The sequence below is a fragment of the Nocardia sp. CS682 genome (assembly GCF_004634405.1).
In the GTDB taxonomy this organism is placed as follows: Bacteria; Actinomycetota; Actinomycetes; order Mycobacteriales; family Mycobacteriaceae; genus Nocardia; species Nocardia ninae.
Genome location: NZ_CP029710.1, coordinates 620,970 through 645,404, shown reverse-complemented (window position 1 = coordinate 645,404; position 24,435 = coordinate 620,970). Strand labels below are relative to the sequence as shown.

The 24,435-nt window shown below is 67.5% G+C and carries 20 protein-coding genes; 10 read left to right on the top strand and 10 right to left on the bottom strand.

All coding sequences use genetic code 11. The annotated features are described in order from the left end of the window. Positions 1 to 5: 5 nt before the first annotated feature. From DMB37_RS02760 to DMB37_RS02715, 10 genes are read right to left on the bottom strand one after another with little or no spacing between them, the layout of a single operon-like run. Positions 6 to 1,319: a cytochrome P450 gene (locus tag DMB37_RS02760; RefSeq protein WP_135231304.1), complete on the bottom strand. Its 1,314-nt coding sequence runs from the start codon at positions 1,317 to 1,319 to the stop codon at positions 6 to 8. Further along, positions 1,316 to 2,515 carry an MFS transporter gene (locus DMB37_RS02755; protein ID WP_167768702.1) on the bottom strand — a complete coding sequence of 400 codons (1,200 nt, stop codon included), beginning with the start codon at positions 2,513 to 2,515 and terminating at the stop codon, positions 1,316 to 1,318. Before DMB37_RS02755 ends, DMB37_RS02760 begins: the two co-directional genes overlap by 4 nt. A 23-nt stretch (positions 2,516 to 2,538) precedes the next feature. Continuing rightward, on the bottom strand, positions 2,539 to 3,453 hold the full coding sequence (locus DMB37_RS02750) for an NAD(P)-dependent oxidoreductase (RefSeq protein WP_167768701.1): 915 nt from the start codon (positions 3,451 to 3,453) through the stop codon (positions 2,539 to 2,541). A 38-nt stretch (positions 3,454 to 3,491) separates the two neighbouring features. Then, positions 3,492 to 4,778, bottom strand: a complete 1,287-nt coding sequence (locus DMB37_RS02745; protein WP_135231301.1) for a cytochrome P450 — start codon at positions 4,776 to 4,778, stop codon at positions 3,492 to 3,494. Continuing rightward, positions 4,759 to 5,436: a GNAT family N-acetyltransferase gene (locus DMB37_RS02740; protein ID WP_135231300.1), complete on the bottom strand. Its 678-nt coding sequence runs from the start codon at positions 5,434 to 5,436 to the stop codon at positions 4,759 to 4,761. The genes DMB37_RS02745 and DMB37_RS02740 overlap by 20 nt, the downstream gene beginning before the upstream one ends. Next, positions 5,437 to 6,582, bottom strand: coding sequence for an acetyl-CoA carboxylase biotin carboxylase subunit family protein (locus DMB37_RS02735; RefSeq protein WP_135231299.1), 1,146 nt, complete (start codon positions 6,580 to 6,582; stop codon positions 5,437 to 5,439). Beyond that, the gene (locus DMB37_RS02730) at positions 6,566 to 7,684 is read right to left on the bottom strand and encodes a pyridoxal phosphate-dependent aminotransferase (RefSeq protein WP_167768700.1); all 1,119 of its coding nucleotides are present in this window, start codon (positions 7,682 to 7,684) and stop codon (positions 6,566 to 6,568) included. Before DMB37_RS02730 ends, DMB37_RS02735 begins: the two co-directional genes overlap by 17 nt. Continuing rightward, on the bottom strand, positions 7,674 to 8,657 hold the full coding sequence (locus tag DMB37_RS02725; protein ID WP_135231297.1) for an arginase family protein: 984 nt from the start codon (positions 8,655 to 8,657) through the stop codon (positions 7,674 to 7,676). Before DMB37_RS02725 ends, DMB37_RS02730 begins: the two co-directional genes overlap by 11 nt. Then, entirely contained in the window at positions 8,654 to 9,673 is a 1,020-nt protein-coding gene (locus DMB37_RS02720) for a methyltransferase (protein ID WP_135231296.1), read from the bottom strand. The genes DMB37_RS02725 and DMB37_RS02720 overlap by 4 nt, the downstream gene beginning before the upstream one ends. A 28-nt stretch (positions 9,674 to 9,701) precedes the next feature. Continuing rightward, entirely contained in the window at positions 9,702 to 10,868 is a 1,167-nt protein-coding gene (locus DMB37_RS02715; protein WP_135231295.1) for a 4-hydroxyphenylacetate 3-hydroxylase N-terminal domain-containing protein, read from the bottom strand. A 622-nt stretch (positions 10,869 to 11,490) separates the two neighbouring features. On the opposite strand from DMB37_RS02715, the gene DMB37_RS02710 reads away from it, so the two are divergent. From DMB37_RS02710 to DMB37_RS02665, 10 genes are all read left to right on the top strand, one after another. Next, a complete protein-coding gene (locus tag DMB37_RS02710) occupies positions 11,491 to 16,317 on the top strand; it encodes a type I polyketide synthase (protein WP_167768699.1) in 4,827 nt (1,608 codons plus the stop codon). Continuing rightward, on the top strand, positions 16,314 to 17,156 hold the full coding sequence (locus tag DMB37_RS02705; RefSeq protein ID WP_135231293.1) for a 3-hydroxyacyl-CoA dehydrogenase family protein: 843 nt from the start codon (positions 16,314 to 16,316) through the stop codon (positions 17,154 to 17,156). The genes DMB37_RS02710 and DMB37_RS02705 overlap by 4 nt, the downstream gene beginning before the upstream one ends. Before the next feature lie 43 nt (positions 17,157 to 17,199). Beyond that, positions 17,200 to 17,463: an acyl carrier protein gene (locus DMB37_RS02700; protein ID WP_135231292.1), complete on the top strand. Its 264-nt coding sequence runs from the start codon at positions 17,200 to 17,202 to the stop codon at positions 17,461 to 17,463. Beyond that, on the top strand, positions 17,463 to 18,617 hold the full coding sequence (locus DMB37_RS02695) for an acyl-CoA dehydrogenase family protein (protein ID WP_135231291.1): 1,155 nt from the start codon (positions 17,463 to 17,465) through the stop codon (positions 18,615 to 18,617). The genes DMB37_RS02700 and DMB37_RS02695 overlap by 1 nt, the downstream gene beginning before the upstream one ends. Positions 18,618 to 18,654: 37 nt before the next feature. Beyond that, positions 18,655 to 19,722, top strand: a complete 1,068-nt coding sequence (locus DMB37_RS02690) for an HAD family hydrolase (RefSeq protein WP_135231290.1) — start codon at positions 18,655 to 18,657, stop codon at positions 19,720 to 19,722. After that, complete coding sequence (locus DMB37_RS02685) at positions 19,719 to 20,477, top strand: thioesterase II family protein (RefSeq protein WP_135231289.1); 759 nt, start codon at positions 19,719 to 19,721, stop codon at positions 20,475 to 20,477. Before DMB37_RS02690 ends, DMB37_RS02685 begins: the two co-directional genes overlap by 4 nt. Next, on the top strand, positions 20,474 to 21,211 hold the full coding sequence (locus DMB37_RS02680; protein ID WP_135231288.1) for a 4'-phosphopantetheinyl transferase superfamily protein: 738 nt from the start codon (positions 20,474 to 20,476) through the stop codon (positions 21,209 to 21,211). The genes DMB37_RS02685 and DMB37_RS02680 overlap by 4 nt, the downstream gene beginning before the upstream one ends. After that, positions 21,208 to 22,083, top strand: a complete 876-nt coding sequence (locus DMB37_RS41685) for an AMP-binding protein (protein ID WP_135231287.1) — start codon at positions 21,208 to 21,210, stop codon at positions 22,081 to 22,083. The genes DMB37_RS02680 and DMB37_RS41685 overlap by 4 nt, the downstream gene beginning before the upstream one ends. Continuing rightward, positions 21,969 to 22,922, top strand: coding sequence for an AMP-binding protein (locus tag DMB37_RS02670; protein WP_135231286.1), 954 nt, complete (start codon positions 21,969 to 21,971; stop codon positions 22,920 to 22,922). Before DMB37_RS41685 ends, DMB37_RS02670 begins: the two co-directional genes overlap by 115 nt. 71 nt (positions 22,923 to 22,993) lie before the next feature. Then, positions 22,994 to 24,427, top strand: coding sequence for a CYTH and CHAD domain-containing protein (locus DMB37_RS02665; RefSeq protein WP_135231285.1), 1,434 nt, complete (start codon positions 22,994 to 22,996; stop codon positions 24,425 to 24,427). Positions 24,428 to 24,435: the final 8 nt, after the last annotated feature.

Genomic DNA, 24,435 nt, shown 5'->3' with positions numbered 1-24,435 from the left:
TGCTGTCAGTTGTCCAACGCGGTGACCACGAGACGTGCGCCGCGCGCGGGCACGTTGGTGATGTTGCGGACGCGTCCGCGCTCGGGTGCACCGGGCAGCGCGAGCTGGTAGCGGGTCAGCACCGCCCGCAGCACCACGGCGCCCTCCATCAGCGAGAAGCCCGCGCCGATGCAGCGGCGGACCCCACCGCCGAACGGCAGCCAAGTATTCGGCGCGACCGTGCCTTCCAGAAAGCGCTCGGGCCGGAAGCGTTCCGGCGCAGGGTGATTGGCCGGATTCTGGTGGGCGAGCACGATCGACGTCGACACCCGGGTGCCCCGCGGCAGCGCGACGCCGCCGATCGTCATGTCCTTGGTGAGCTGGCGCTGCACCCGGCCGATCACCATCCGGTGGCGCAGTGCCTCTTTCACCACCGCCTCCAGATACTTGTCGTCCCCGTCGCGGGCGGCCTGCCTGGCCCGATCCTGAATCTCCGGGGCAGCGGCCAATTCGTGCAGCGCCCAGGACAGCGCCGACGCGGTGGTCTCATGGCCGGCCAGCAGCAGCGTGACGAGTTGGTCGCGCAGTTCCGCATCGCTGAGCGGTGCCGTGCCGGGATCGTCGCCGGAGCCGACGGCGAGCAGCCGGGACAACACATCGGCGTGCTGATCGATCTCCGGATGGGCTCGGCGGCGGGCGATTTCGGCATAGAGCAGCTCGTCGACCGCGGTGAGCGCGTCGCGCATCCGCCGCCACGGCCCGAAGCGCCGCAGCAGCGGCCACTTCCAGCCGAGCAGTACCACCGGGCTCATGTCGGTGATCCGGCGCAGCTGCGGGGTCAGTTCGGCCCTGCGCTGCTCGTCGGCCACACCGAAGACCACCTGCGTGATCACATCGAGCGTCAAATCCTCCATCCGGCTGAGGATGTGCTCGGTCGAACCGGCGGTCCACCGCTCCACCTGGGTCTTGGCGATGTCCTCGACCAGGGCACGGTAGCCGTTGAGGGCCGCGCCGGCGAAGGCGGGCATCAGCAGCCTGCGGGCGCGTGCGTGCTCGCTGTCGTCGGTGAGCAGCACCGAGTGCTCGCCCATGATCATCGACAGCTCCCGGTACGCCTCGCCCGCATGCAGATCCGCCGGACCGGCGGTGAAGATCTCCTTGATGTGGTCGGGCCGGGAGAACACCACGATGCGCTCCGGATACGGCGGCAGCAGCCGCACGGTGAAGACATCACCGAAGCGGCGCGCCTGAGCGCCGAGGAACTGGGCGTGCCGCTTGGTGTGCAGCACGGTCTGTAGCAGCCGCGGTAACCGTGGGGCCGGTGGGTATGTGCCGGTCATGGGGTGGTCCTTTCCGCCGGGTCGTGCTGGAGCCGCTGCGCCGCCGTCGCGCGCCGCGCCAGGCCCTCGATGACGAGGAAGGCGACCGCGCTGAGTGCCGCGGCGGCGATGGGGAGCGCGAAGGGGCTGAACAGGGACAGCGTCACGCCACCGGCGATGCTGCCGAGGGTGACGCCCAAATAGGTCGACGAGGAGTTGAGTGCCAGTACCTGGGTCGCCGAATCCGGTGCGGCGTCGAGCAGCATCGTCTGCATTGCGGGCGCGTTCCAGTAGAGCGCCAGCGACCACACCAGCGTCAGCGCCACCAGCACCGGCATCGGGATGGGCGCGAACATCGTCAGGATCGAGAAGACGACCATGGTGCCCAGGAACAGGCCGAACCCGATGCGCAGCGCGGCCGACGCGCCCTTCTTGTCCACGAAGATGCCGCCGACCACCGAGCCGATCAGGCCCGCGATGCCGGCCACCGCGAACAGCAGACCGCGTTGGCGCAGTGAGGTATTCGAGAAGTCGGCCGCGAACGGCCCGAAATAGGTGAACATCATCAGCGCGCCGCCGAGCAGGATGGTGTTGCCCAGCAGAACGGTGAGCACCGGCCTGCTGGACAGAGCCGTGAGATGCGTTCGGGCCGAAACTATTTCGCCCGGCGCACGCAGATACTTACGGACACCGAACAGCAGCGCCATCGACAGCACGCTCAGCCCCGCGAAGACGACGAAGTTGCCGCGCCATCCGAAGACACTGGCGATCAGCGTGCCGAAGGGCACCCCGAGCGCGAGGGCGCCGACGATGCCGGAGGACACGATGCCGATGTAGGCGCTGCGCTTCTCCGGCGGCGCCAGCGTCGGCGCGAGCGCGAACATGGCGGGCAGACAGGCGGCGGCGGCGCCGGCGGCCAGCACCCGCAGCACCATCAGCACCCAGAACGTATCGACGAGGGCGGACAGCAGATTCGCGAGGGTGAAGACGATCGAGGCGATGACGAAAACGCTGAGCCTGGTGCGCCGCGCCGACGCGAACGCGATCAGCGGCGCGCCGATCACCAGCACCAGCGAGTAGGCCGAAACCAGCTGGCCCGCTGTGGATTCCGAGACACCGAGGTCGGCGGCCAGTTCGGGGAGCACGCCCGCGATCATGTAATCGTCGGTGTAGAAGACGAATACGGCGAAGGTGATCGCTATCAACCAGAACGGCATCGGGCCTCCAGTGGGACGAGTGGTCAAGGAATGAGGTAGTCCACGGCGATCTGCTGCGGGTCGATGCGCAGCGACTGCTGCCTCATTGTCGATCGATCGAAGGTTCCGGTGGCGTAGATCGCCGCCCAGTCCCGGTGATACAGCGGATCGCCATCCCACGGCCGCCATGCGGTGTGCGGCGTCAGCGTGACGCGGCCCTTGTCGATCCAGGGCCGCAGCAACTCGGCCCGGTCGTCGGTTTCGACGTCGCTGGTGAGCCGCCCGGAACCGTCGGCCAGCCAGCGCAGCAGCGCGTCGCAGTCGACCGGGGACGAGCGCGCCGGGTTGATCAGATGCCCATCGAGGCGCAGCCTGCGCAGCAGCGCGTCGTCCACGAAGTTCACCACCTCCGGTATGCCGGGCAGCGCGACGACCATCAGGTGCGCGAATCGGTTCGGCAGGTGCTCGAGCGGGGTGGCCGCCACACTGCCGAACGGATGCGCGGTCCGGCACCGCGGCCGGACAACGGTCACCCTTGCGCCGAGCCCGGCCAAGGTTTCCGCGATGGTGCGGCCGAACGCGCCGTAGCCGACCACGAGTGCGTTGCGCCGGTGAAAAGGCTTGGGCGCGTCGTCGATCGGCTCCTCGGCGCAGTGCAGGACGTGCTGGGTGATGACGTACTCCGACAGCGACGGCGCGTAGGCCCTGGCGCTTCTGGTCACCAAGTTGTTGCGCGCGAGCGTCGGGATGTGCGGATAGTTCGGCCCGGACGACACCAGGTGCACCCAGGAACCTCTGGTCATGGCGGAGGTTTCGGCGAGCTCGTCGTCGGTGAGGTCGTGCGCCGCGAGGGCGACCATCCGGTGGCCGAGCGGGGTGCCCGGCGCCACCGGCTCGACCCGCACCGGGTGGGCCCGTAGCGCACCGGCCACGGTGACCGGATCGGTCGAGGTCCCCATGCAGTAGAGCGTCGACGGGTCGACGGTGACGGCGCGCATCAGCTGGTCAACGCCAGCGGAGCCCGGATATGTCCGTGTAGGACAATGGAATCCCGCCATTGGCGGCCCGGTAGCAGTCTGGCGTTCGGATAGGCGGACAGGAAGCTGCCGACCGCCACCTGCCCCTGGACCTTCGCCAAGGACGCGCCGAGACAGCGGTGCACGCCGGTGGAGAAGCTCATGCTCGTCCGGGTGGCGACGTTGGCCACGTCGAGCCTGCCCGGGTTCGGGTAGGCGCGGGTGTCGTAGTTGATCGCGCCGACCCAGATCAGCGCCCCGGTGCCCGGGGCGACGACCCGATCGCCGATCTTGGTCTCCACCCGCGCGGTGCGGTGCGTCAGCTGGATGGGGGAGTCGTAGCGCAGCAGTTCCTCGAACCAAGGGTCGGTCAGTCGGCCGTCGGCGAGCACTTCGGTGCCCAGGCCGTGTTCCAGCACGGTGACAATGGAGTTCGCGATGAAGCTGACGGTGGTTTCGAAGCCGGCCGCGAAGACGAAGCCCACCAGGGTGAGCATCTCCCCGAAGGTGAGCTCGTCCGCGAGGTGCATCCGCACGCAGTCCTTCAGGAAGCCGTCCTGGAGCTGGTCGGGATCCTTCTTGCAGTCCGCGACGAAGGCGGTGAACTTGCGCGCCTCGGTCATGCCGCGCCGGTACTCCGGAAAGGTGATGCCGACGTCGAGCAGTTTGGCCCCGTGCCCGCCGAGCGAGTCGAGCATGTCGTCGCCGAGATCGGGGATGCCGAGGAAGTCGGAGATGACCCGGATGGGGATCTTGCGGGCGAAATCGGCGACCAGGTCGATGGTGTCGCGGCCGTCGAGCTCGGCGAGCACCGTCTCGGTGTGCTCGGTGATGACGTCGATCGATCCGGTCACCGCGCGATGGGTGAACATCGGGAAGACCAGTTTTCGCAACCGGGTGTGCTCGGGCGGGTCCATGAAGACCAGGGCGGGAGCGTCGAGGGCGATGGGCACCGACCGCTGGGTCAGCCACCGGTAGAACCCGGCGGTCGGCGGCAGCGCCACGGGCTGGTCCGCGGACCAGTCGTTGCTCCGCAGGATCTCTTCGCTTTCCTCGTAACCGGTCACCACCAGCCCGGCGGCGCTGTCGTGCACGCCGGCGTCCGCACCGATCTTCGTCAGGATCGCCCGGTAGGGATCGCCCTTCTCCGGTGGCCGGAGAAAGAGCCTGCCGACGTCGTTCTCGGCGCCGAGCATCGAGTCGGGCAGCAGCCGCAGCGGACCGTGTAGCAGGAACCAGCGAATCGGATCAGTGACCACCGAGCTCACGGAGGACAACGTCGACACCCCCTTGGCGTTTCATTGCGGCGTAGAAGTTTTCGCGTTCGAAGCGGAACAGCGCGGCTTGCTTGTGCGGTAGATCGATCTCGCCGAGTTCGTGGCCGTCCACGATCTTGCACACATTCCGGTCCAGCGTGCGGACCAGCTGATTGGAGGCGGTCGGATCCGAGATGACGCCGGTGCAGTCGGGGTAGGTCTCGAAGACACCGGCGATGAGCGCGACCCAGAACGGCAGGGCGTACCCGAAATAGTCGGGCTCGCCGATGCAGCCGTGCATGCCCATGTCGCGGTCCGGCGTGTCGTAGTAGTCGGCGACCACGTCGAGCGCGACGCGGTACAGCTCGACGTAGCCGCCGCGTCGGCCGTCCTGCCCGACGAGGAAGGGCCGAGTCTTGTTGTCGGAGAACTGGAACTCGATCTCGGCCTGCCAGCCGTCGCGGTCCCAGTCCTTGTGCATCGCGAACTGCACGTGTGGCTGCGCCATCCAGTGCACCACCTGATCGATCTCGGCGGCGGTGGCCGGGGTGACCGGCGTGAGCTCCCACGGTGGCGGGAGCGTCGGCACCTGCCATTCCTGAAAGGCGAAGTCGGTCAGCGGTTTCCCGTAGCGCCGGGACCGATCGATGGGCTGTCGCTTACTCGCCACTCATTGCACCTCGTTCGCGACCGCCAGCAGTTCGAGTGCGGCCAGCACGGCTTCGGTGCGGCCGGTGAGCCGGGCCCGTCCGCCCAGGGCTATCCGGTCGAAGGTCGCCTCGACGCCGAGGTGTCCGATACGGTCGGCCCCGGCGACCGGGCGGCCGACGTGCCACAGCCACCCGCCCGAGACCTCGGGATCCACCTTCGGCTCGGACCAGTCGAGCCCCGCCTGGATCCGGAGGTTGAGCAGCTCCAGGTCGATGCCGGTGATCACCCTGGATTGGAACGGGACCTCGCCGCCGGACGCCCGCGCGCACACCTCGCTGACCACGACATCTTCGAAAGTGTCACCGCTGGAGAGGTATTCGACATGGGCGGTGAAGATTCCGTCGAGGCCGAGCGCCGTGCAGGTCCGCACGGCAAGCTCGGCCAGCCGCGCCTCCGTCGCCGGGGCGACGCGCGCGGAACCCGAGGGGCCGCCCTTGGTGAGGTCCAGCAGCGAACGGATGTAGAGGCCCGAAAACAGGTGTGTCACAGTGCCGTTCGCGATGAGCACCTCGGAGTGGAACTGCGGGCCTTCGAGCAGCCGTTCGACCGTGCCGTCGCCGAGCGCGGCGGTGTCGACGTTGTCGAACCGTTCGATCCGGATCCCGCGCAGGTTGGCCTCTGCGGCCGGCTTGACGATGACCAGCTCGTCGTCGTCGAATCCGGTGCAGCCGCCCGCCTTTTCGACGCTGCCGCCGGTCACGATCAGCGTCTCCGGCACCGGGATGCCCGCGGCCTCCAACGTCCGGCGCATGACCCCCTTGTGCCGGTAGTTCTCCAGGGAACCGACGGGAATCGGGGAGCTCAGGCCGAACTCATCGCACAGCTGCGCGGCCAGGCCGAGCAGGTACTCGTCATTGGTGACGATCGCGGTGGTCCCGGCGGGGATCAGCGACCGCCACTCGTCGATCTCGGCGATGCGTTCGTCGCCGAGCCCCTCCAGTGCTACATCGGCATCGCGGACCAGGGGCACCTCCCCGGTCCGGAGTATCCGCAGTTCGGCGCCGGACGCCGTGACGGCGGAACCGAACTCGGTCAACCCGACACTGCCGAGCGACTGCTTCGCCTGCAACAGCACCACCGTTGCGCGATCACCTGATGACAACACGCCTCCAAGCCTCGAGGTGCTGGTCGACGCGCTGGCAACCGGTGACGACGGAGTCCGGATCGCGCGCCAGCGATATACGGATCAGATCGGTGCCGAGGTGCGGCTGCGCCCAGTAGAAAAGCTCGCCGGGCAGCACGTGCACGCCGACCTCGCCCAGCTCAGCGTACAACGCGCTGGCCGCGACGCCTTCGGGAAGCCGGAAGGTGTCGACCGAGATCCGGGAGTCCGGGTAGGCCGGTGTCAGCTTGATGTTGTTGCGCGCCAAGCGCCGATTGCTCTGAATACCGTCGCGCAGTAGGTCGTAGCCGCCGTGCACGCCGTCGTCGGCGAACAATTCGATCACCCGCAGGATGAACGGCGACGCCGAAAGCATGTGGTCGGAGTACATCCGGGCCAAGGGGAGCGGATTGCCGACGTTCCAGTTCAGGAACCCCGCCTTCAATTCCTGTAGGGGCCAGAGCTTTCCGGTGTCCTCGATGATCACCCAGTCGAGATCGTAGCGCGCGAGCACGGCGTACATGTCGTACTGCGCTCGCAGATCCTGTGCCCGGAAACAAGAGTCGATCACGAGCACGGTGTCGCGGTCGGCGCAGGCGGCCGCGATCCGGTGCAACCGGTCCTCGTCGATCACGGTGCCGGTCGGATTGTTCGGCGAGACGGTGAACAGCACCCCGTGCGCGGGCGGCAGGTGTTCCAACGGCCCGGTCGCCAACTCGGCTTCGGCGACCGACCGAATGTTCAGCCCGTGGCCGGCCAGCAGATCGTGCAGGTTGTCGAAGGTCGGCTCGACCATCACCACCGGCCGGTCGGCGAGCCGGATCGCCTTGCCGATCATGTCGATGGCGGTCGAGGAGGAATAGCAGCTGCGGAAGTCGACGTTGTCGGCGAGCGCGCCGTGCTGGCCGATCGAGGACAGGAACGCGGTGCGCGAACTCTTCTCCACCACGTCGACCGGCAGCTTGCGCGTCTGCGCGAAGACCTCCGCGAAGCCGGCGACGATCTCGGTTTGGCTGGGCGACAGCGACATTCGCGGGTGCCCGTCGGACAGGTTGACACCGTCGACGAGCGCCCTGACTTCCAGGTCGGTGATGTTATCGGGCATGCAGACGACCATCCTGTTGCGTCGTGGTCCGCCGGGCGGCAGCGGCGAGGGTCATGATTTCGAAGATCACCGCGACACCGAGGTGTGCGGTGATATCGGCGGTGTCGTACGGCGGCGAGATCTCGACCAGCGACACGGTGCGAATGTCGGGCAGGTCGAGTTCGCGCAGCAGCCGCAACGCGAAAGCCGACGAAGGCCCGCCGACTTCCGGCGTCCCGGTACCCGGCGCGCACGAGGGATCGACGAAGTCGATATCGAAGGTCAGCGCGACCGGATTGGTACCGACCTTGTCGCGGACGATCCGGCCGAGTTCCCGGCAGCCGAGCTCGATCGCCTCGTCGCTGTGGATCACGGTGAAGCCGAGCCCGTCGTCGGCCAGGTCTTCCCGTGGCACGCTGCCGCGCATGCCGATCTGGATGCTGGTCGTCGGATCGATCAAACCCTCTTCGGCCGCCCGGCGATACACCGTGCCGTGAAAGTGCTTTACCCCGAAGTAGTCATCGAGCACGTCCCGGTGCGCGTCGAGCTGCACGAGCGACAGCGGCCCGTGTTTCTTTGCGGCCGCGCGTAATTCGGCGATCGCGAGGCTGTGGTCGCCGCCGACGAGGATCGGCAGCGCGCCGATACCGTGCACGGCGTCGACGCTCTTCTCGATCAGCTCGAGCGTTTGCAGGTGGTAGCCGGGCACGATGTGCACGTCGCCGCCGTCGACGACGGTGAGCAGATCGGTGATGACCAGGCCGCGTTCCCGGCTGCCCAGCCGGGCGAGCGTGCTCGCCGAGCGGACGGCCTCGGGTCCGAAGCGCGCGCCGCTGCGGTAGCCGGTGGCGCCGTCGATGGGCACGCCGAGAATGACGGCGTCGACACCGTCGTTCTCGGTCAGCTCCCGCACCGGCCGGTAGGGGAGCCGGAAGAAGGTCCGCGGTCCCGAACTCAGCCGGGAGACCGCCTGGCTGTCGGTGTAATCAGTCATGCTTCGGTTTCCTTGGACCGCAACAGCATTGCGGTCACGATCCCGGTTTCGTCGAGGCCGGGGGTGTCGACATCCTCCACGACCACCTCGAGGCCCTCGCTGGCGTACAGGTCCGCCCAGTACTGCTTGGGTGCCAGTCGCTGGTCGGTGAACGGGTGCAGCAGGAAGTAGTGGTTGTAGTAGTTGGTGCGGTGCGGGTCCTTCATCTTTTCCGCATCGTCCCAGCAGTAATCGATGTCGATGACCAGGAGTTCGAGGCCGGGGTTGTTGTCGAACAGCGTCCGGAGGAACTTCCGCACCCCGGCTTCGCCGTCCTGGCCCAGGATTTCGTGGATGACGAAGCTGATGATGCCGAAGTCGTAGTGGGATTCGGTCTGCTCGAGATGGCCGATCGCATCCGCATTGACGATGTCGATCCGGTCGGCATGCGCGGACCCGGACACGAACTCTGTCGCGGCCGCGGCGCCCTCGGGACTCGGCTCGATGCCGGTCAGCCGCATCTGCGTGTACTTGTCGGCCAGGGTGGTCAAGAAGATGCCACTGCCGCAGCCGAGATCGATGCCGCTGCGATAGCTCTTGCCGCGCTGGTCGAGTACCCGGTACATGAGCGGGATGGCGTCGTGCACGCTGATCGCGCAGCTGCCGACGCCGACCATGCGGCCGTCGCGCGGTACTGCGGCGGGCGAGGTGAAGCCCTGCCCGATCTCCAAGAAGGTACGGCCGTAGCCGCCGATCATCATCTGGTACCAGCCGCGGGCTTCCCAGATCTGCACGAGCTTGTCGGTCGCCCGATCATTGTCGGTGTAGCCGGCCGTGCGCAGGAACAGTTGCAGTGCCTCGACGCGCTCGGGTGTGGTGATGACCGATTCCAGCGCCTTGCGGGCCGAAATTCCATTGACCACAATTTGTTCCAGGATGCCGTGCTCGATCAAGTTGTACAGCACTGCCGACTGCACGTATCCGCTGAACGGCTCCAGCGCTTCGATCAGGCGGTTCCGGGTAAGCATGGTGTTCATACCTCTCTTTCGGGACTTTCTCCGCCTGTCAGCCAGCGGCGAGCCGATCGGGATCGCCGACGAAAGCAAGCTCGTATTTGTTCTGCCGATAGCCGTACGCCCCCGAGGAAAGGTTCGTGAACAACGTCCAGTCGGACAGCTGTGGCGCGGCGGGGACCAGGCCGTGCTGGGTGGTTCTGCCGGGTTTGGGGCAGATGAGATCGAGTCCGGCGATCTGCGCGAGCAGGGTAGAAGCGCCCTCGATGCGCTCGGTGAAATTGCCGATGCCCTGCAGCAGCATGGTGCGGTCGGCGGCCCAGAAACCGTAGCGATCGTCGAATGCCGCCGACTCGATCGCGGCGGTGAAATCACGCTGAGTGCTCGCGGCGAACCGACGAAGCTTCGCCAGGATCACGCCGGGTTCTTTGGCGGAGGTCTGCCCGCCGTCGAGCACCCGCTCGGCCAGCGTGTAATACATCTCGGCCTTGGCCGCCATCCGCCCCAGCGCCTGGATCCAGGCGGGGTGGGTCATGCCGGTCCTGGCGCGCAACGTATTGCACTGCGCCACCGAACCATCGATGAACACATGGGAGTTGGGGACGAACGCGTGGTCCAGCTCGATGATCGCGTCTTGTTCGTCGAGCGCGTCGATCGATTCGTCCGGAATCTCGTGCGCGGCACGGAAGCCGGCCCTGGAGTGCACCGTCACGCCGGCGCTGTCGGGCGTGATCGCGACGCACAGCGCGGTGTAGTCCTCGGCCTGGGTGAGCATCCGGTAGGGGTAGATCAGCAGCACGTCGGCGTACATCGCCAGGGTGGCCAGCTGTTTGAAGCCGCTCAGGTAGATACCGTCGGCGTCGCGGGCCACCACCTTGAGCAGCCGATCCTCGGCGATCCGCCCGCGTTCGGAGATGTCGGAGATCGCATGCGTGAGAATCGAATTCTCGGCCCGGCACTGCCGGTGGAACTCGCGCAACTGTTCCGCGCCGTCGCCGAAGTGGTCCGCGTTGGCGGCCCAGGCGGACACGATGCCGGCCAGGAAGTCGGGGCTGCGCCCGAGCAGGCCGCCGCTGTGCGTCGCGAACCGGCGCAACTGCCCCGCGTACTCCAGAAACTGTTCGTGTGTTTCCGGTGGTGTCCAAATGCAGTCCCAGAATAATTTCAATTCCGGATTGGTGCGCAGGCCGTCCAGGGTTTTGGCGAATGGGGTACTCATCCGGTCGGCGAAAGCGACCGAATGATTTTCGGCCGAGCGGCTGATCTGCTGAGTTTCCAATGGACGTCCTTGCCTTTAGATCTAATGCACAGCCCCACCGTTCACAAGGCGGACAACCCGTAGCCTGCCCCCGCACTTCAAGATAGTCGACCGGTCGGTGGGTAACCATTTTATGCCCATGTGACGCTTCTCACATCGTACCATTTCGTGATCCCTCATCAAATGAGAGCCGTGGCCATCTTGTCGGCATTGATCAGGCAATATGTAAACCCCCCGATCGGGGGGATTCGAATTCGCCGATAGCCCCCTTTTCGGGGGGTTGCGGATTCTCTGCAGTTGACGAGAATGAAGCGTGGCCGGGTATGAAACATCCTGTGCCGCAATGGTCTCGCATCTCTGTGCCCGGTGGTGGAATATGCTGGAAACAGCGTTGCGAGGGGGTTGTGTCGGTGCTAGATTCGGGGCCACCAGGGGCTGAGCTCTCCCTGTTTCGGGTATTCGGTGAAAGCTCTCGAATAATGAGAACAATTCAGGCCATGACCCCGATGTCCGAAGGGCGGTATTGGTGGAGACGAATCGGGTCGGGTCCGCTGCCTTCGATCGAACGGCGATCGAGGAATGGGTGGCAGCGAAGATAAGCCAGATCATCGGAGCGGATCCGCAGGCGATCGACCGGACCACCACTTTCGCCGCCTACGGGTTGACGTCGTCGGACGCGGTCGGCCTCTCGGGTGAACTGGAGGAATGGCTCGGGTGCAAACTCCCCGAGACCCTGCTGTACGAGCATCCGACGCTGGAGACATTGAGCGCGGCACTGGTCGGCGAGACTGCCGCTACCGACATCAGCGCGGACATCGCCGAATCGGACCTGCTCGACCAGGAGCCCGCTGCCGACGATGGCACCGTGTGCATCGCGGGCATGGCGTGTCGATTCCCCGGTGGTGCGAACTCACCACAGTTGTTCTGGCGCAACCTGGCCGACGGCATCGACACCGCCACCGACGTGCCGTCCCAGCGCTGGGACGCGCAGCGCTACTTCGATCCCGATCCGTACGCTCCCGGAACGGCCTACACGACGCGCGGCGCCTTCGTGGACGACCTCGCCGGCTTCGACGCCCGGTTCTTCGGCATCTCGCCCCGCGAGGCATTGCGGATGGATCCGCAACAGCGGATGCTGCTGGAGACCGTGTGGGCGGCGTTCGAGGATGCCGCCCTCCCGGCCGACCAGCTCCGGGGTACGCGCACCGGCGTATTCGTCGGCATGATGGCGGACAGTCGCTACGGCAACGTGCTGATCGATCACGGCGGCCGGGCGGAACTCGACGACCCGTATCTGGGTCTGGGCAGCGCGTCCAGCGTGATGGCCGGTCGGCTGTCCTACCTGCTCGATCTGCACGGGCCGAGCCTGGTCGTCGACACGGCCTGCTCGTCGTCACTGGTCGCATTGCACCTGGCGGTCAACAGCATTCGCAACGGCGAGTGCGATCGCGCGGTCGTGGCGGGGGTCAGCGCGACCGTGCACCCCGACACCTTCCTGCAGGCCTGCAAGATGCGAATGCTCGCCGTCGACGGCCGCTGTAAAACCTTCGACGCCGCGGCCGACGGGTTCCTGCTCGGCGAGGGCTGTGGCGCGGTCGTCGTCGAACGGCTCGCCGACGCCCGCGCCCGCGGGCATCAGGTGCTGGCGGTGGTGCGCGGGTCGGCGGTCAACCAGGACGGCATGAGCAACGGACTGACCGCGCCCAACCGCGCGGCACAGGTCGCCGTGATTCGCGCGGCGCATCGAAGTGCCGGAGTCAGCGCCGAGCACATCGACTATGTCGAGGCGCACGGCTCCGGGACCCAGCTCGGCGACGCGATCGAGATCGGCGCGCTGACTGAGGTTTTCGGTACCGCCCGGCCGGACGACCAGCCACTGTATGTGGGCGCGGTGAAGACCAATATCGGGCATCTGACCGGCGCGGCCGGGATAGCCGGATTGATCAAAACCGTGCTGGCGCTGAATCGTCGCACGATTCCGCGGAATCTGCATCTGCGCGAGCCGAATCCGGCGATCGACTGGGCCGCGAGCCCGGTTCGCCTGCCGTACGAGAACATTCGCTGGCCGCACGCGGACCTGCGCACACCCACCGCCGGTATCAGTTCGTTCGGCTGGTCGGGTACCAATGCCCACGTGGTGCTGACCGCCCCGCCGGTCGCCGCGGTCGAGCCGGAATCCGCCGACGACCAGCGCTGGCACATCCTGCCGCTGTCGGGGCGCTCGCCCGAGACGCTGACCGCCACTGCGCACGCCGTAGCGGAGTACCTGCGCAGCAACCCCCGACTCGCGCCGGCGGCGGTGGCCGCTACCTTGCAGACCGGGCGCAGCCCCATGCCGTGCCGCACGGCCATCGCCTTCCGGACCCTGCTCGCCGCCGCCGAGGCACTCGACGAGGTCGGGCGCCGGGTACCGGTGCAGACGGCGCCGTCCGGCAGGCAGCCGACCGTGCGATTCGTGTTGCCGGGCACCGGCGATCAGTTCCCCGGCATGGGACGCGACCTCTACCGCACGCAACCGGCATTCCGCGCGGCGATCGACCACTGTGCCGAGGTGGCGGCCGAATCGCTGGGCATGGACCTGCGCACCGCCCTGTACCCGGACGCGGCACCGGCGGCGGCGGACCCCTTCGCCGCCCTCCGGCGCGACACCGAAGTCGGCCCCGGCGAGCTGGTTACCCGCATCGACCTGGCCCACGCGGTCATCTTCGCGTTGAACTACGCGGCAGCGAGACTGTGGCAGAGCTATGGCATCGAACCGAGCGGCCTGCTCGGCTACAGCCTCGGCGAGTACTCCGCCGCCTGTCTCGCAGGCGTATTCGACGTCGAGGCCGCGCTACCACTGGTCGTGCGACGTGCCCAGCTAGTCGCGGCGGCCGAACCCGGTGCCATGCTGACCGTGGCGACCTCCGAGGACCGCATCGCCGAGTTCCTCGGCCCGGACCTGTCCTGCGCCGCGGTCAACAGCCCCACCACGGTGGTGATCGCCGGTGCCGAAGCCGCGATCGCCGCGCTCGAACAGCGCCTCGAAGCCGCCGAGATCGCCGCGCGCCGGGTGCCGACGACCCGGGCCATGCATTCCCACCTGCTGAATCCCTTGCGCGAGCGGTTGGTCGAGTTGTTCGACGGAGTCGAGCTGCGCGCTCCGCGAATTCCGTTCGTGTCCAACCTGACCGGGGGCTGGATCCGGGACGACCAAGCGCGCGACCCGCAGTACTGGGCCGAGCACATGTGCGCGACGGTCTCGTTCGCCGACGGCGTGGATACCCTGGCAGGCTCGGACCCGTGCGTGCTGGTCGATCTCGGCGCCGGTCACCTCGCCAGCCTGGCCAGCCAGACGCTGATGCAGACCGGTGGCACTGCGGCGCTGCCCACGCTGCGGGGCTCCTCGGTGCGCGAGCCGGACCGGATGATCGTCGCCCGCACGCTCGGCCGGCTGTGGGCCGCGGGGGTGGACGTGGACTGGGCCCGCGCCGGCTCGGCCGGACCCACGCTGTCGTTGCCGACGTATTCGTTTCAGCACGAACAGTTTTGGCCCGCGACCGAACAAGGTACCGTGCCGACTCGGTCTGTCGCGGCGACCGATACGGCGGCCACGGAGGTCCTCGAACCCCAGTGGGTCACGGTGCCCGCCTCCGGTGCCGCGGACCGGCACGGCCCTTACCTGGTCTTCACCGACCCCGAAACATGCAGCGCCGAGCTGGCCGGGTACCTGGCGAAGGCGCTCGACGGTGCCGACTGGGTAACCGTCGGGCCCGGAACCGGATTCGAGGCGACCGCCGCCGACGAATACCGCATCCGGCCCGGCGAGCGGGCGGACTACGCCGAACTGGTCACGGCACTCGAAGAACGAAACCTGCTGCCGCGCACCGTAGTCCACTTGTGGTCGGTGAACGGTAAGAGCGCCGACCCAGGAAACGCCGACAGCGTGACCGCGCATCGCCGCCTCGGTTACGACAGTCTGCTGGCGCTGGCCGGACAGCTCGGTCGCCGCTGCGTCGACGGCTGCCGCGTCCTGGTGGTCACCGACCATGCCCAGCTGGTCGACGCCGAGGACGACCTGCATCCCGGAAAAACGACGGTGGCAGGCCCCGCGTTGACCACGAGTCAGGAATACCCCGGCCTGGCGGTACGCACATTCGACGTGGTCACCCCCGTCGACGACGCGGACGGCTCGTGGGACGAGCTCACCGCCGCTGTGCTCACCGAAATGCAGTGGCCGGGAGATGATTCCGCGATCGCCCGGCGCGGCAGGCGACGCTTGGTGAAACGCTTCAGACCCCTCACCCTCGACGCACCAGCGCCTTACGTGCGCGACGGCGGCGTCTATGTGATCACCGGCGGCACGGGAAGCATCGGCCTCCAGGCGGCGGCGCACCTGGCCGCCGCAGCCGCAGGCGTCAAACTGGTGCTGCTGGCCAGGACACCATTGCCGGACCTGGACGGCGCGGAATCCGTTGCGCAGCTGGACGATAAGTCGCGCGCCCGAGCGACAGCGGTTCGTGCGCTGGCCGACGCCGGTGCCGAGGTGCAGGTACTGACCTGCGATATCGGTGACCGCGATGCCACCATCGCCGCAATCGCCGAGGTCCGCAACCGCTTCGGCGCGATCGATGGCGTGATCCATGCCGCGGGCGTGCTGTCGCCGGACGCGTTCACCACCATCGAGGACACGTCGCCGGAGGTCAGCGCCGCGCATTTCCGCGCCAAGATCGATGGCACGCTCGCGCTGGCGGACGCACTGCGCGGCGAGCGTCCGGATTTCGTCGTCCTGCTGTCCTCGATGTCGGCGGTCCTCGGTGGCATCGGTTTCACCGCCTATGCGGCCGCCAACGCTTTCCAGGACCAGTTCGTCGCGATCCGCGGCCTGCCCGGCGGATCCGCGTGGCGTTCCGCGTGCTGGGACACCTGGCAGGACACGGTCCATTCCGGCGAAACCCCCGGTGTCGCAGACTCACTGGACAAATATTCGTTCGCCGCCTCGGACGCCCTCGCCGTGCTGGACCGGCTCATCACGGGCGGCCCGCGCCGCGCGGTCGTCTCCGCCGGGCGGCTGCCCGAGCGCCTCGCGGCCTGGGTCGGCGGCAACGACCCGCTCGCGGAATCCGCCACTTCGCCGAAACCGGGCTCAGCGGAGCCCAGCACGGCACCGCCCGGCCGAACCATCGAGGACTACCAACGCCGCCTCGCGGAACTCTGGCAGGAGGCGCTGGGCGTCGACCACGTCGGCCTGCACGAGAACTTCTTCGAGTCCGGCGGCAATTCGCTGGTCGGTCTGCAACTGATCAACTCGATCAAGAAACAGTTCCGCGCGGTCATCCCGACCGTGGCGCTGTTCGAAGCGCCGACGATCGCCGATATGGCCGATTACCTGCTCACGGCGACCGCGCCCGAAAGGAAGTCACGGACATGAAACTTGTCGGAGTCGTCGGGGCAGGCGTGATGGGCTCGGGCCTCGCGCAAGCCCTTGCGGCGCATGGATACTCCGTGGTGCTGGTGGACCGTGCCCAGGCCCAGCTGGACCGGGCGGCGGACGAGGTCGTCCGGTACGCCCGTACCGGGCGCCTGTTCGGCCACGACACCGAGAAGTACGGCGACCTGACCCAGCGGGTGAGCTACACGACCGAGCTCGGCGACCTCGGCGCCGCGGAGTTCGTCATCGAGAACATCACCGAGAACTGGTCGCTCAAGGCCGAGATCTACCCGCGATTGGACGAGATCTGCCCGCCTGAAACAATTTTCGCGGCCAACACGTCGTGCATCCCGATCACCAAGATCGCCGGGGCCACCAAGCGCCCCGATCGGGTGCTCGGCATGCACTTCATGAACCCGGTGCCGATGAAGTCCACCGTCGAGGTGATCCGCGGCTGGCACACCTGCGACGACACCATCGCCACCGCGATGGAGCTGCTCGACGGCCTGGAGAAGCGGGGCATCGTCGTCAACGACATGCCGGGCTTCGTCTCCAATCGGGTACTGATGCTGATGGTCAACGAGGCGATCTTCTTGCTCCAGGACGGTGTGGCAGGGGCTGCCGAGGTCGACGAGATCTTTCGGTCCTGCTTCGGGCACGCGTCGGGTCCGCTGGAGACCGCGGATCTCATCGGGCTCGACACCATCCTGTACAGCATCGAGGGCCTCCAGGAGTTCTACGGAGACAGCAAGTATCGGCCGTGTCCGCTGCTCCGCAAGATGGTCGACGCCGGACTACACGGCCGGAAAACCGGTCAGGGCTTCTTCTCGTACTCGTGAGAGACCCCGAACCCTTTGCCCCCGTTACCGACAGGACGCAGTTATGTTCTCCGATGCCCGTTCCGAAATCCGTGAATTCGTCGCCAAGCGATTCCCCGACGGCCGGCTCGAAGACGATCACGACATCTTCGAAAGCGGCTTCGTCAACTCGCTTTTCGCGATGGAACTGGTGATGTTCATCGAGCAGCACCTCGGCGACCGCATCCCCAACGACGAGCTGATGCTGGACAACTTCCGGACGGTGAACGTGATGACCGACCTGGTCGGCAGGCTCAACGGTGGTGGCGCGGCCACCGAGGTCGCGTGATGCCGGTGCAGGCGGCGTCCGGCGTCGGCGCGTGGTCGCGGGCCGAGATCGCCGCGTTCGTGGACAAGGTGGTCGCACCGCGGGCCGCCGAGTTCGATCAGGCGGCCCGGATCGACCCGAGCATCATCCCCGAGTTCGCCGCACGGGGCCTGTGGGGTGCGGTGCTGTCGGAGACGGATGGCGGCACCGGTGCGGGCATGACCACCCTCGCCGAAGTGCACGAGGAGGTGGGCCGCGGCTGTTCGTCCATGCGCAGCCTGCTGACGGTGCACTCGATGGCGCTGTACGCGCTGGACCGCTGGGGGACCGATACGGCCAAGCAGCGGTGGAAGGCCGACCTGGTCGCCGGGAACGCGCTCGGCGCGTTCTGCCTCACCGAGCCCGAGGCGGGCAGCGACTTCGCCGCGCTGCAGGCCTCGGCCCGGCGCACCGATGACGGGTGGGTGCTCGACGGCCACAAGCTCTGGGTCACCGGTGGCCAGCTCGCCGACGTGCTGCTCGTCTTCGCGCGCACCGCGGTGGGCCCGGCCGCCTTCCTGGTGGAGGCGGCGAACCCCGGCATCAGCCGAATCCCGGTGCGCGACATCACCGGAACCCGCGGCAGCCAGGTCGCCGAGATCGTCTTCGACAACTGCGAAGTCGGTGCCGACGCACTCATCGGACCCGAGGGCATGGGGTTGGCCATCGCGACCGGCGTGCTCGATATCGGACGCTTCAGTGTCGCCGCCGGATGCGTCGGCATCCTGCAAGCGTGCCTGAATGCCTGTGTCAGTTACGCGAACTCGCGCCACCAGGGCGGCGCGCTGCTGCGCGAACACCAACTCGTGCAGCAGATGATCGCCACCATCGCCACCAACACCCGGGCGGCCCGGCTACTGGTCTGGCAGGCCGCGCGGCTCAAGGACACCGGCAGCCCGGACACCATCATGGCGACCTGCATCGCCAAACAGTTCGCCGCCACCGCGGCGGCGGCCGCGGCCAACGACGCGGTCCAATTGCACGGCGCGCGTGGCTGTACCGACGAATATCCGGTCGGGCGCTACTTACGCGATGCCAAGGTCATGGAGATCATTGAGGGCAGCACGCAGCTGCAACACATACTCATCGCCGCCGACGCGTGCCGAAATCAGGCGCGCGTCATCCCCATCGACTGAGGCACGACCGGAACCGCGCAGAGGCTAAGGAAATTCGATGAACTCCGATGTCGGTAAGCGTCCCCGCCAGATCAAGTGCGTGGTCTGGGATCTGGACCACACCCTGTGGGACGGTGTCCTGCTGGAGAACGCCACGGTCACCGATCTCAAGCCGGGGATCCGGGAAACCATTGCCACGCTGGACGAGCGCGGGATCCTGCATTCGGTCGCCAGCCGCAACGATCCGGAGATCGCGCTGGCCAAGCTCGCCGAGCTGGGGATCGCCGAGTACTTCCTTTACCCGCAGATCGGGTGGGACAACAAGTCCGCCTCGGTCGCGGCGATCGCCGAGCGGCTCAATATCGGGATCGACACGCTCGCCTTCGTCGACGATCAAGAGCTCGAGCGCGATGAGGTCCGGTTCGCCCATCCCGAGGTGCTCTGCATCGACGCCGTGGACGCGATGTCCCTGGTGGACCGGCCGGAATTCCAGCCGAAGCACGTGAGCGCCGACTCGCGGATGCGCCGCCACATGTACCGGGCGAGCATCGAGCGGACCACCGCGGAGGAACGGTTCTCCGGCACCAATGAGCAGTTCCTCGCCACCCTCGGTATGCGTTTCGCGATCAGTCCGGCCCGCGCCACCGACATCGGCCGGGCCGAGGAACTCGTCGTCCGGACCAATCAGCTGAACTCGACGGGAATCATGTACTCGGCGGAAGAACTTGCCGCCCTTGCCGAATCCGACGATCACCTGCTGTTGATGGCCGAACTGGAGGACAAGTACGGGACCTACGGGCAGATCGGTCTCGCGCTGGTGGAGCGTGGTGCCACGCAGTGGCGGCTCAAGCTGCTGCTCATGTCGTGCCGGGTGATCTCGCGCGGCGTCGGGACGGTGCTGCTCAACCATGTGGTGCGGCTGGCCCAGGCCGAGGGCGCGCGGCTGGTCGCCGAATTCGTGCCCACCGATCGGAACCGGATCATGTACATCACTTACCGATTCGCCAATTTCGAGGAGATCGGCGAGGAGGACGGCGTTACGCTGCTGGGCGCTTCGACGACACCGCCACCGCCCCCGCCGGACTATCTGACGGTAGAGACGGCCTCCACGGCGGCCCGGCTATGAACGCGCCCACCATCGATACCCGCAAATGGATGCCGTACCCGCCGATCGGCGGCGCGGCGACGACCCTGTATTGCCTGCCGCACGCCGGGGCGGGGGCCTCGACCTACCTGCCGTGGCGCAAACAGCTGCACCCCGATATCGACGTGGTGCCGCTCCAGCCACCGGGGCGCGAAATGCGCATGCGGGACGAGCCTTTCGAGCACCTGACGCCGCTGCTGGACGACTTGCTCGCGGCGATGGAGGGTGCGTGGCGGGCGCCGTTCGTGCTGTTCGGGCACAGCTTGGGCGCGCTCATCGCCTACGAGCTGGCGCGGCGGCTCTGCGCGGGGGCAGGGCCGCGTCCGGCGCGGCTGATCGTGTCCGGACGTCGTGGGCCGCAACATCCTTCGCGGCTGCCGTGGATCCGTTTCGCCTCCGACGAGATGCTGCTGGATATCGTGCGGATGCTCGGCGGTACCCCGGCGGAGGTGCTCGCCGACGAACAGATGCGGCAGTCGGTCCTCACGCTGACCCGGGCCGATCTCGGCGTCGACCAGACGTATGTGTATCGGCCGGACCCGCCCCTCGATATCCCGATCACCGTGTTGAGCGGCAGCGCCGATCCGCACGTGAACGCGACCGAGCTCGAGCAGTGGAACGAGTGCGGCTCGGCCGGGGTCGACATCCGGATGGTGCCCGGCGGGCACTTCTTCCCGATCTCGCACCGCGACGCCGCACTGCGCCACGTCCGGGACTGCGTGGTGGGGTCGCCATGATCGGCGGCACCGCGCTGCGGCGGAGGATCGGGTCCGACGAGGTCGAACTGTGGTGGGTGCGGCTGACGGGTGCGCATTCCGCCGAGGATCGCCGGGTGTTGTCCGCCGGGGAGTTCGTGCGCAGCACCCGGTTCGACACCGCCGAGTTCACGGCCGACTTCATTCGTACCCGGGCCGCGCTACGGCGGGTGCTTTCGGCCTATACGGGCAGTCTCCCCGAGGACCTCGTCTTCGCTACCGGACGCCACGGGAAGCCGGAATTGGCCGACAGTGCAACGGCATTCAATCTCACTCACACCCACGGGCTCGCGGTCGTCGCGGTGGCAGGGTCGGGATCGATCGGCGTCGACGTCGAGTCGGTCGACACCGATTTCGACCTGGACGGGCTGGCGCCACGGGTGCTCACAGCGCGCGAAGCCGCCAGGGTAGGCACCGATCGGCGGCGATTTCTGCACCACTGGGTTGCTAAAGAGAGCTACCTGAAGTGGTTGGGTAGCGGACTGACGGTGTCGCCCGACGCGATCGAGTTGCGCGCCGATCCGCGCGGACGCGCCATCATCGCGGCCGTCGATGGTGAGCTGCCGACGGCGTACGTCCAGCATTTCGGCCTGAACTCGTGGCACGCCGGTGCCTTCGTCGGCGACCACCCCGAACCTCGTTTCACGCTGCGCCCGGCCGAATCGGTCTGTGTTGCAGCGAATCTCCGTCGCCGGACCTCAGGAGTGCAAGCATGACAACCAATTCCCCGGTCGAACCGGCCACCCTCGTCGAGCTGCTGACCATGCGCGCCGCCGCCACGCCGGACGAGGTGCGTTTCCATCACCTCGGCGACGGTGACGAGGTCACCGCGACACTGACTTTGCCGGAGCTCGACGGCAGCGCCCGTGCCGTCGCCGCGCATCTGGCGGGGATCACCCAGCCGGGGGAGCGGGCGCTGCTGCTCTATGCCCCTGGCCTGGAATTCGTTGTCGCGTACTACGGGTGCCTCTATGCCGGTGTCGTCGCGGTGCCGGTGGCGCCGCCGCAGCCGAACAAGCTGGCGGACAGCCTGGCGCGCCTGGCCGCCATCACCGCCAATTCCGGTGCGCGCCTGCTGCTCACCGGCGCCGAGATCGAGCCGCTGCTGACCCCGGTGCTGGCCGAGGCCGACGGGTTCGCGGGGCTGCGCACGGTGGTCACCGATCGTATCGATCTCGCCGAGGCGGATGGGTACCACGATCCCGGCGTCACGGCGGACAGCGTTGCGCACCTGCAGTATTCGTCCGGATCGACCGGGGAACCGAAGGGTGTCGTGCTCACGCACCACAACGTCCTCGCCAACCTGCGGCTGGTCACCGATGAGATCGGCGCCGGGGTCGGGGTGGCTTGGTTGCCGACCTTCCACGACATGGGTCTGCTGAGCATGGTCACCTATCCGGTGTACAGCGGCTCCACCGTTATCAGTATGTCCCCTTGGCATTTGTGCAGCGGCCCGCGCGCTGGATCGCGGCGATGTCCCGGTTCGGGGCCACCCACACCGTCGCCCCCAACTTCTCCTTCGGGCTCGCCGTGCGGCGGGTGCCTGCCGAGCAGGTCGCCAACTACGATCTGTCACCGCTGCGGGTAGCACTCTGCGGTGCGGAGCCCGTGCGCGCGGACACCATGGCCACCTTCGCAGACCACTTCCGTGCGGCGGGCTTCGACGCGCACAGCCTCTTCCCGTGCTACGGCCTCGCCGAGGCGACGCTGCTGGTAACCGGCGGCCCGGCCGGCAGCGGACTCACCACGGTCGAGGTGGACCCGACCGCGCTCGCCAAGGGGCGGGTCGAGCCGGTGTCCAGCGGTGGCCGCAGGCTGGTGGCCAGTGGTCAGCTGAATGACGCCTACGAACTCGTCCTCGCCGATACCGAGACGCTGACGCCGCTGCCGGAAGGTCAGGTCGGCGAGATCTGCCTGCGCGGCGACAGCATCGGAAAGGGGTACTGGGACGCACCGGAGGCGGTAGCCGCCACCTTCGCCGCCACCGTCACCGGTCGCACCGGGCACTTCCTGCGCACGGGTGATCTCGGCTTCGTGCACGAGGGGCAGCTGTACGTCACCGGACGCAGCAAGGACCTCATCATCGTGGACGGCTACAACCACTACCCGTCCGATATCGAGGCCTCCGCGATGTACTCGCATCCGGCACTGCGCCCCGACCGCTGCGTGGCGTTCCAAGTGCTCGACAGTGACGAACCCGCTCTGGTCGTGGTCGCCGAGATGAATCGAGGCGAGAACCCCGACGCCACCGCCAAGTCAGCGATCGTCACGGCCGTGCGTCGAGCGGTCGGTGAGCATCACGGACTGCGGCTCAACGACGTGGTGCTGGTGACGACCGGCTCGGTACCGCTGACCTCCAGTGGCAAGATCCGCCGCTACGCGGTCCGCGAGCAGTATCGAGACGGTGCGCTGACCGTGCTGCCCTGATTCCCGTTCGTGGCCGCCGCGACTTCCGGTCGGGGCTGTTTCACCTGTGCCGGACAGGGAACGCAGTACCGATGAAGGACGAGTTGGAACGCGAAAGTAAATGGGACGTCGACCCGGCCTGCACGCTGCCGGCGCTCGATGATCTCGTCCCCGACAGCCGGGTCGAGAAAACAGAGGTCGAGCTGACGAGCACGTACTTCGACACCGCGGACCACGACCTGCTGGCCCAGAACGTCACCTTGCGCCGCCGTACCGGGGCCGACGAGTCCGGCTGGCAGTTGAAGGTCCCGCAGGCGGACGGCCGCGTCGAACTGACCGCCGCGCTGTCCGACGAACTGCCGCGTGAACTCGCCGAGCTGGTCACCGGCGTCGCACTGGGTAAGGAACTGGCCCCGGTCACCACGATTCATACCGTGCGCACACGGCATCGCGTCTTCGGCGCGGACGACGAACTGATCGTCGAGGTCGATGACGACACGGTGCACACGACGCCCGCCGAGCCGGACGCGGGCTCCCTCGACTGGCGCGAGATCGAGATCGAACTCGGCCCGCAAACCGACACCACCCCAACAGTTTTGGTGGATCGGCTCGTCGCGGCGGGCGCACGGCCGTCGACGTATCCGTCCAAACTGTCTCGTGTGCTGCCCGCGCGGCCCGGCCCGGAGCTCAGCACCGATGCCGAACGCGCGATCCACGACTACATCACTGCCCAGATCGACACGATCTTCGCCGGCGACATCGCGCTGCGCCGCGGCGAGAACCCGATCCACGACACCCGGGTCGCGTCCCGGCGCCTGCGCAGCACGCTGCGGGTATTCGGCAAGCTGCTGGACCGCTCGGCGATCGCCGACATCGAGGACGAGCTGAAGTGGTTCGCAGGCCTGCTCGGCGAGGTACGCGACTGCCAGGTGCAACGCCGCCACCTCGCCGACAAGATCAGCGAACTGCCCCTCGAACTCGTGCTCGGCCCGGTCGCCACGCGTATCGATACCACTCTGTTGAGTAAGCAGCTCACCAGTCGTAAGGAGCTCGCTGAGGCCATGAACTCCCCGCGTTACCTGAAACTCCTTGCGACGCTGCGTGAATGGAAGTCGAATCCGCCACTCGGCCTGCGGATCAAGGGCCGAAAGCTGGTCCAGCGCGCCGACCGCGCCGCCCGCAAGGCCGATCGCCGCCTCGCGGTCGCTCTCCAGGATCAGCGCGACGAATCCCTGCACCGCGCCCGCAAGGCCGCCAAACGCGCTCGTTACGCCGCCGAGCTGCACGAACCGGTCCGCGACCGCGCTCAGGCGAAGTCGAACATCAAGCATTACAAGCAAATCCAACGCGTGCTCGGTGACCACAACGACAGTGTCGTGTCCGCCGCCTTCCTCTGGCGCATCGCGACCACAGCCGGAACCGCGGCCGGCGAGAACGGCTTCACGTTCGGCCTGTTGTACGCCAACGAGAAGCACGCGGCCGCCGACGCACGAGAGAAGATCGCCGAAATAGCCGCAGCCAGATAACCGCTGCC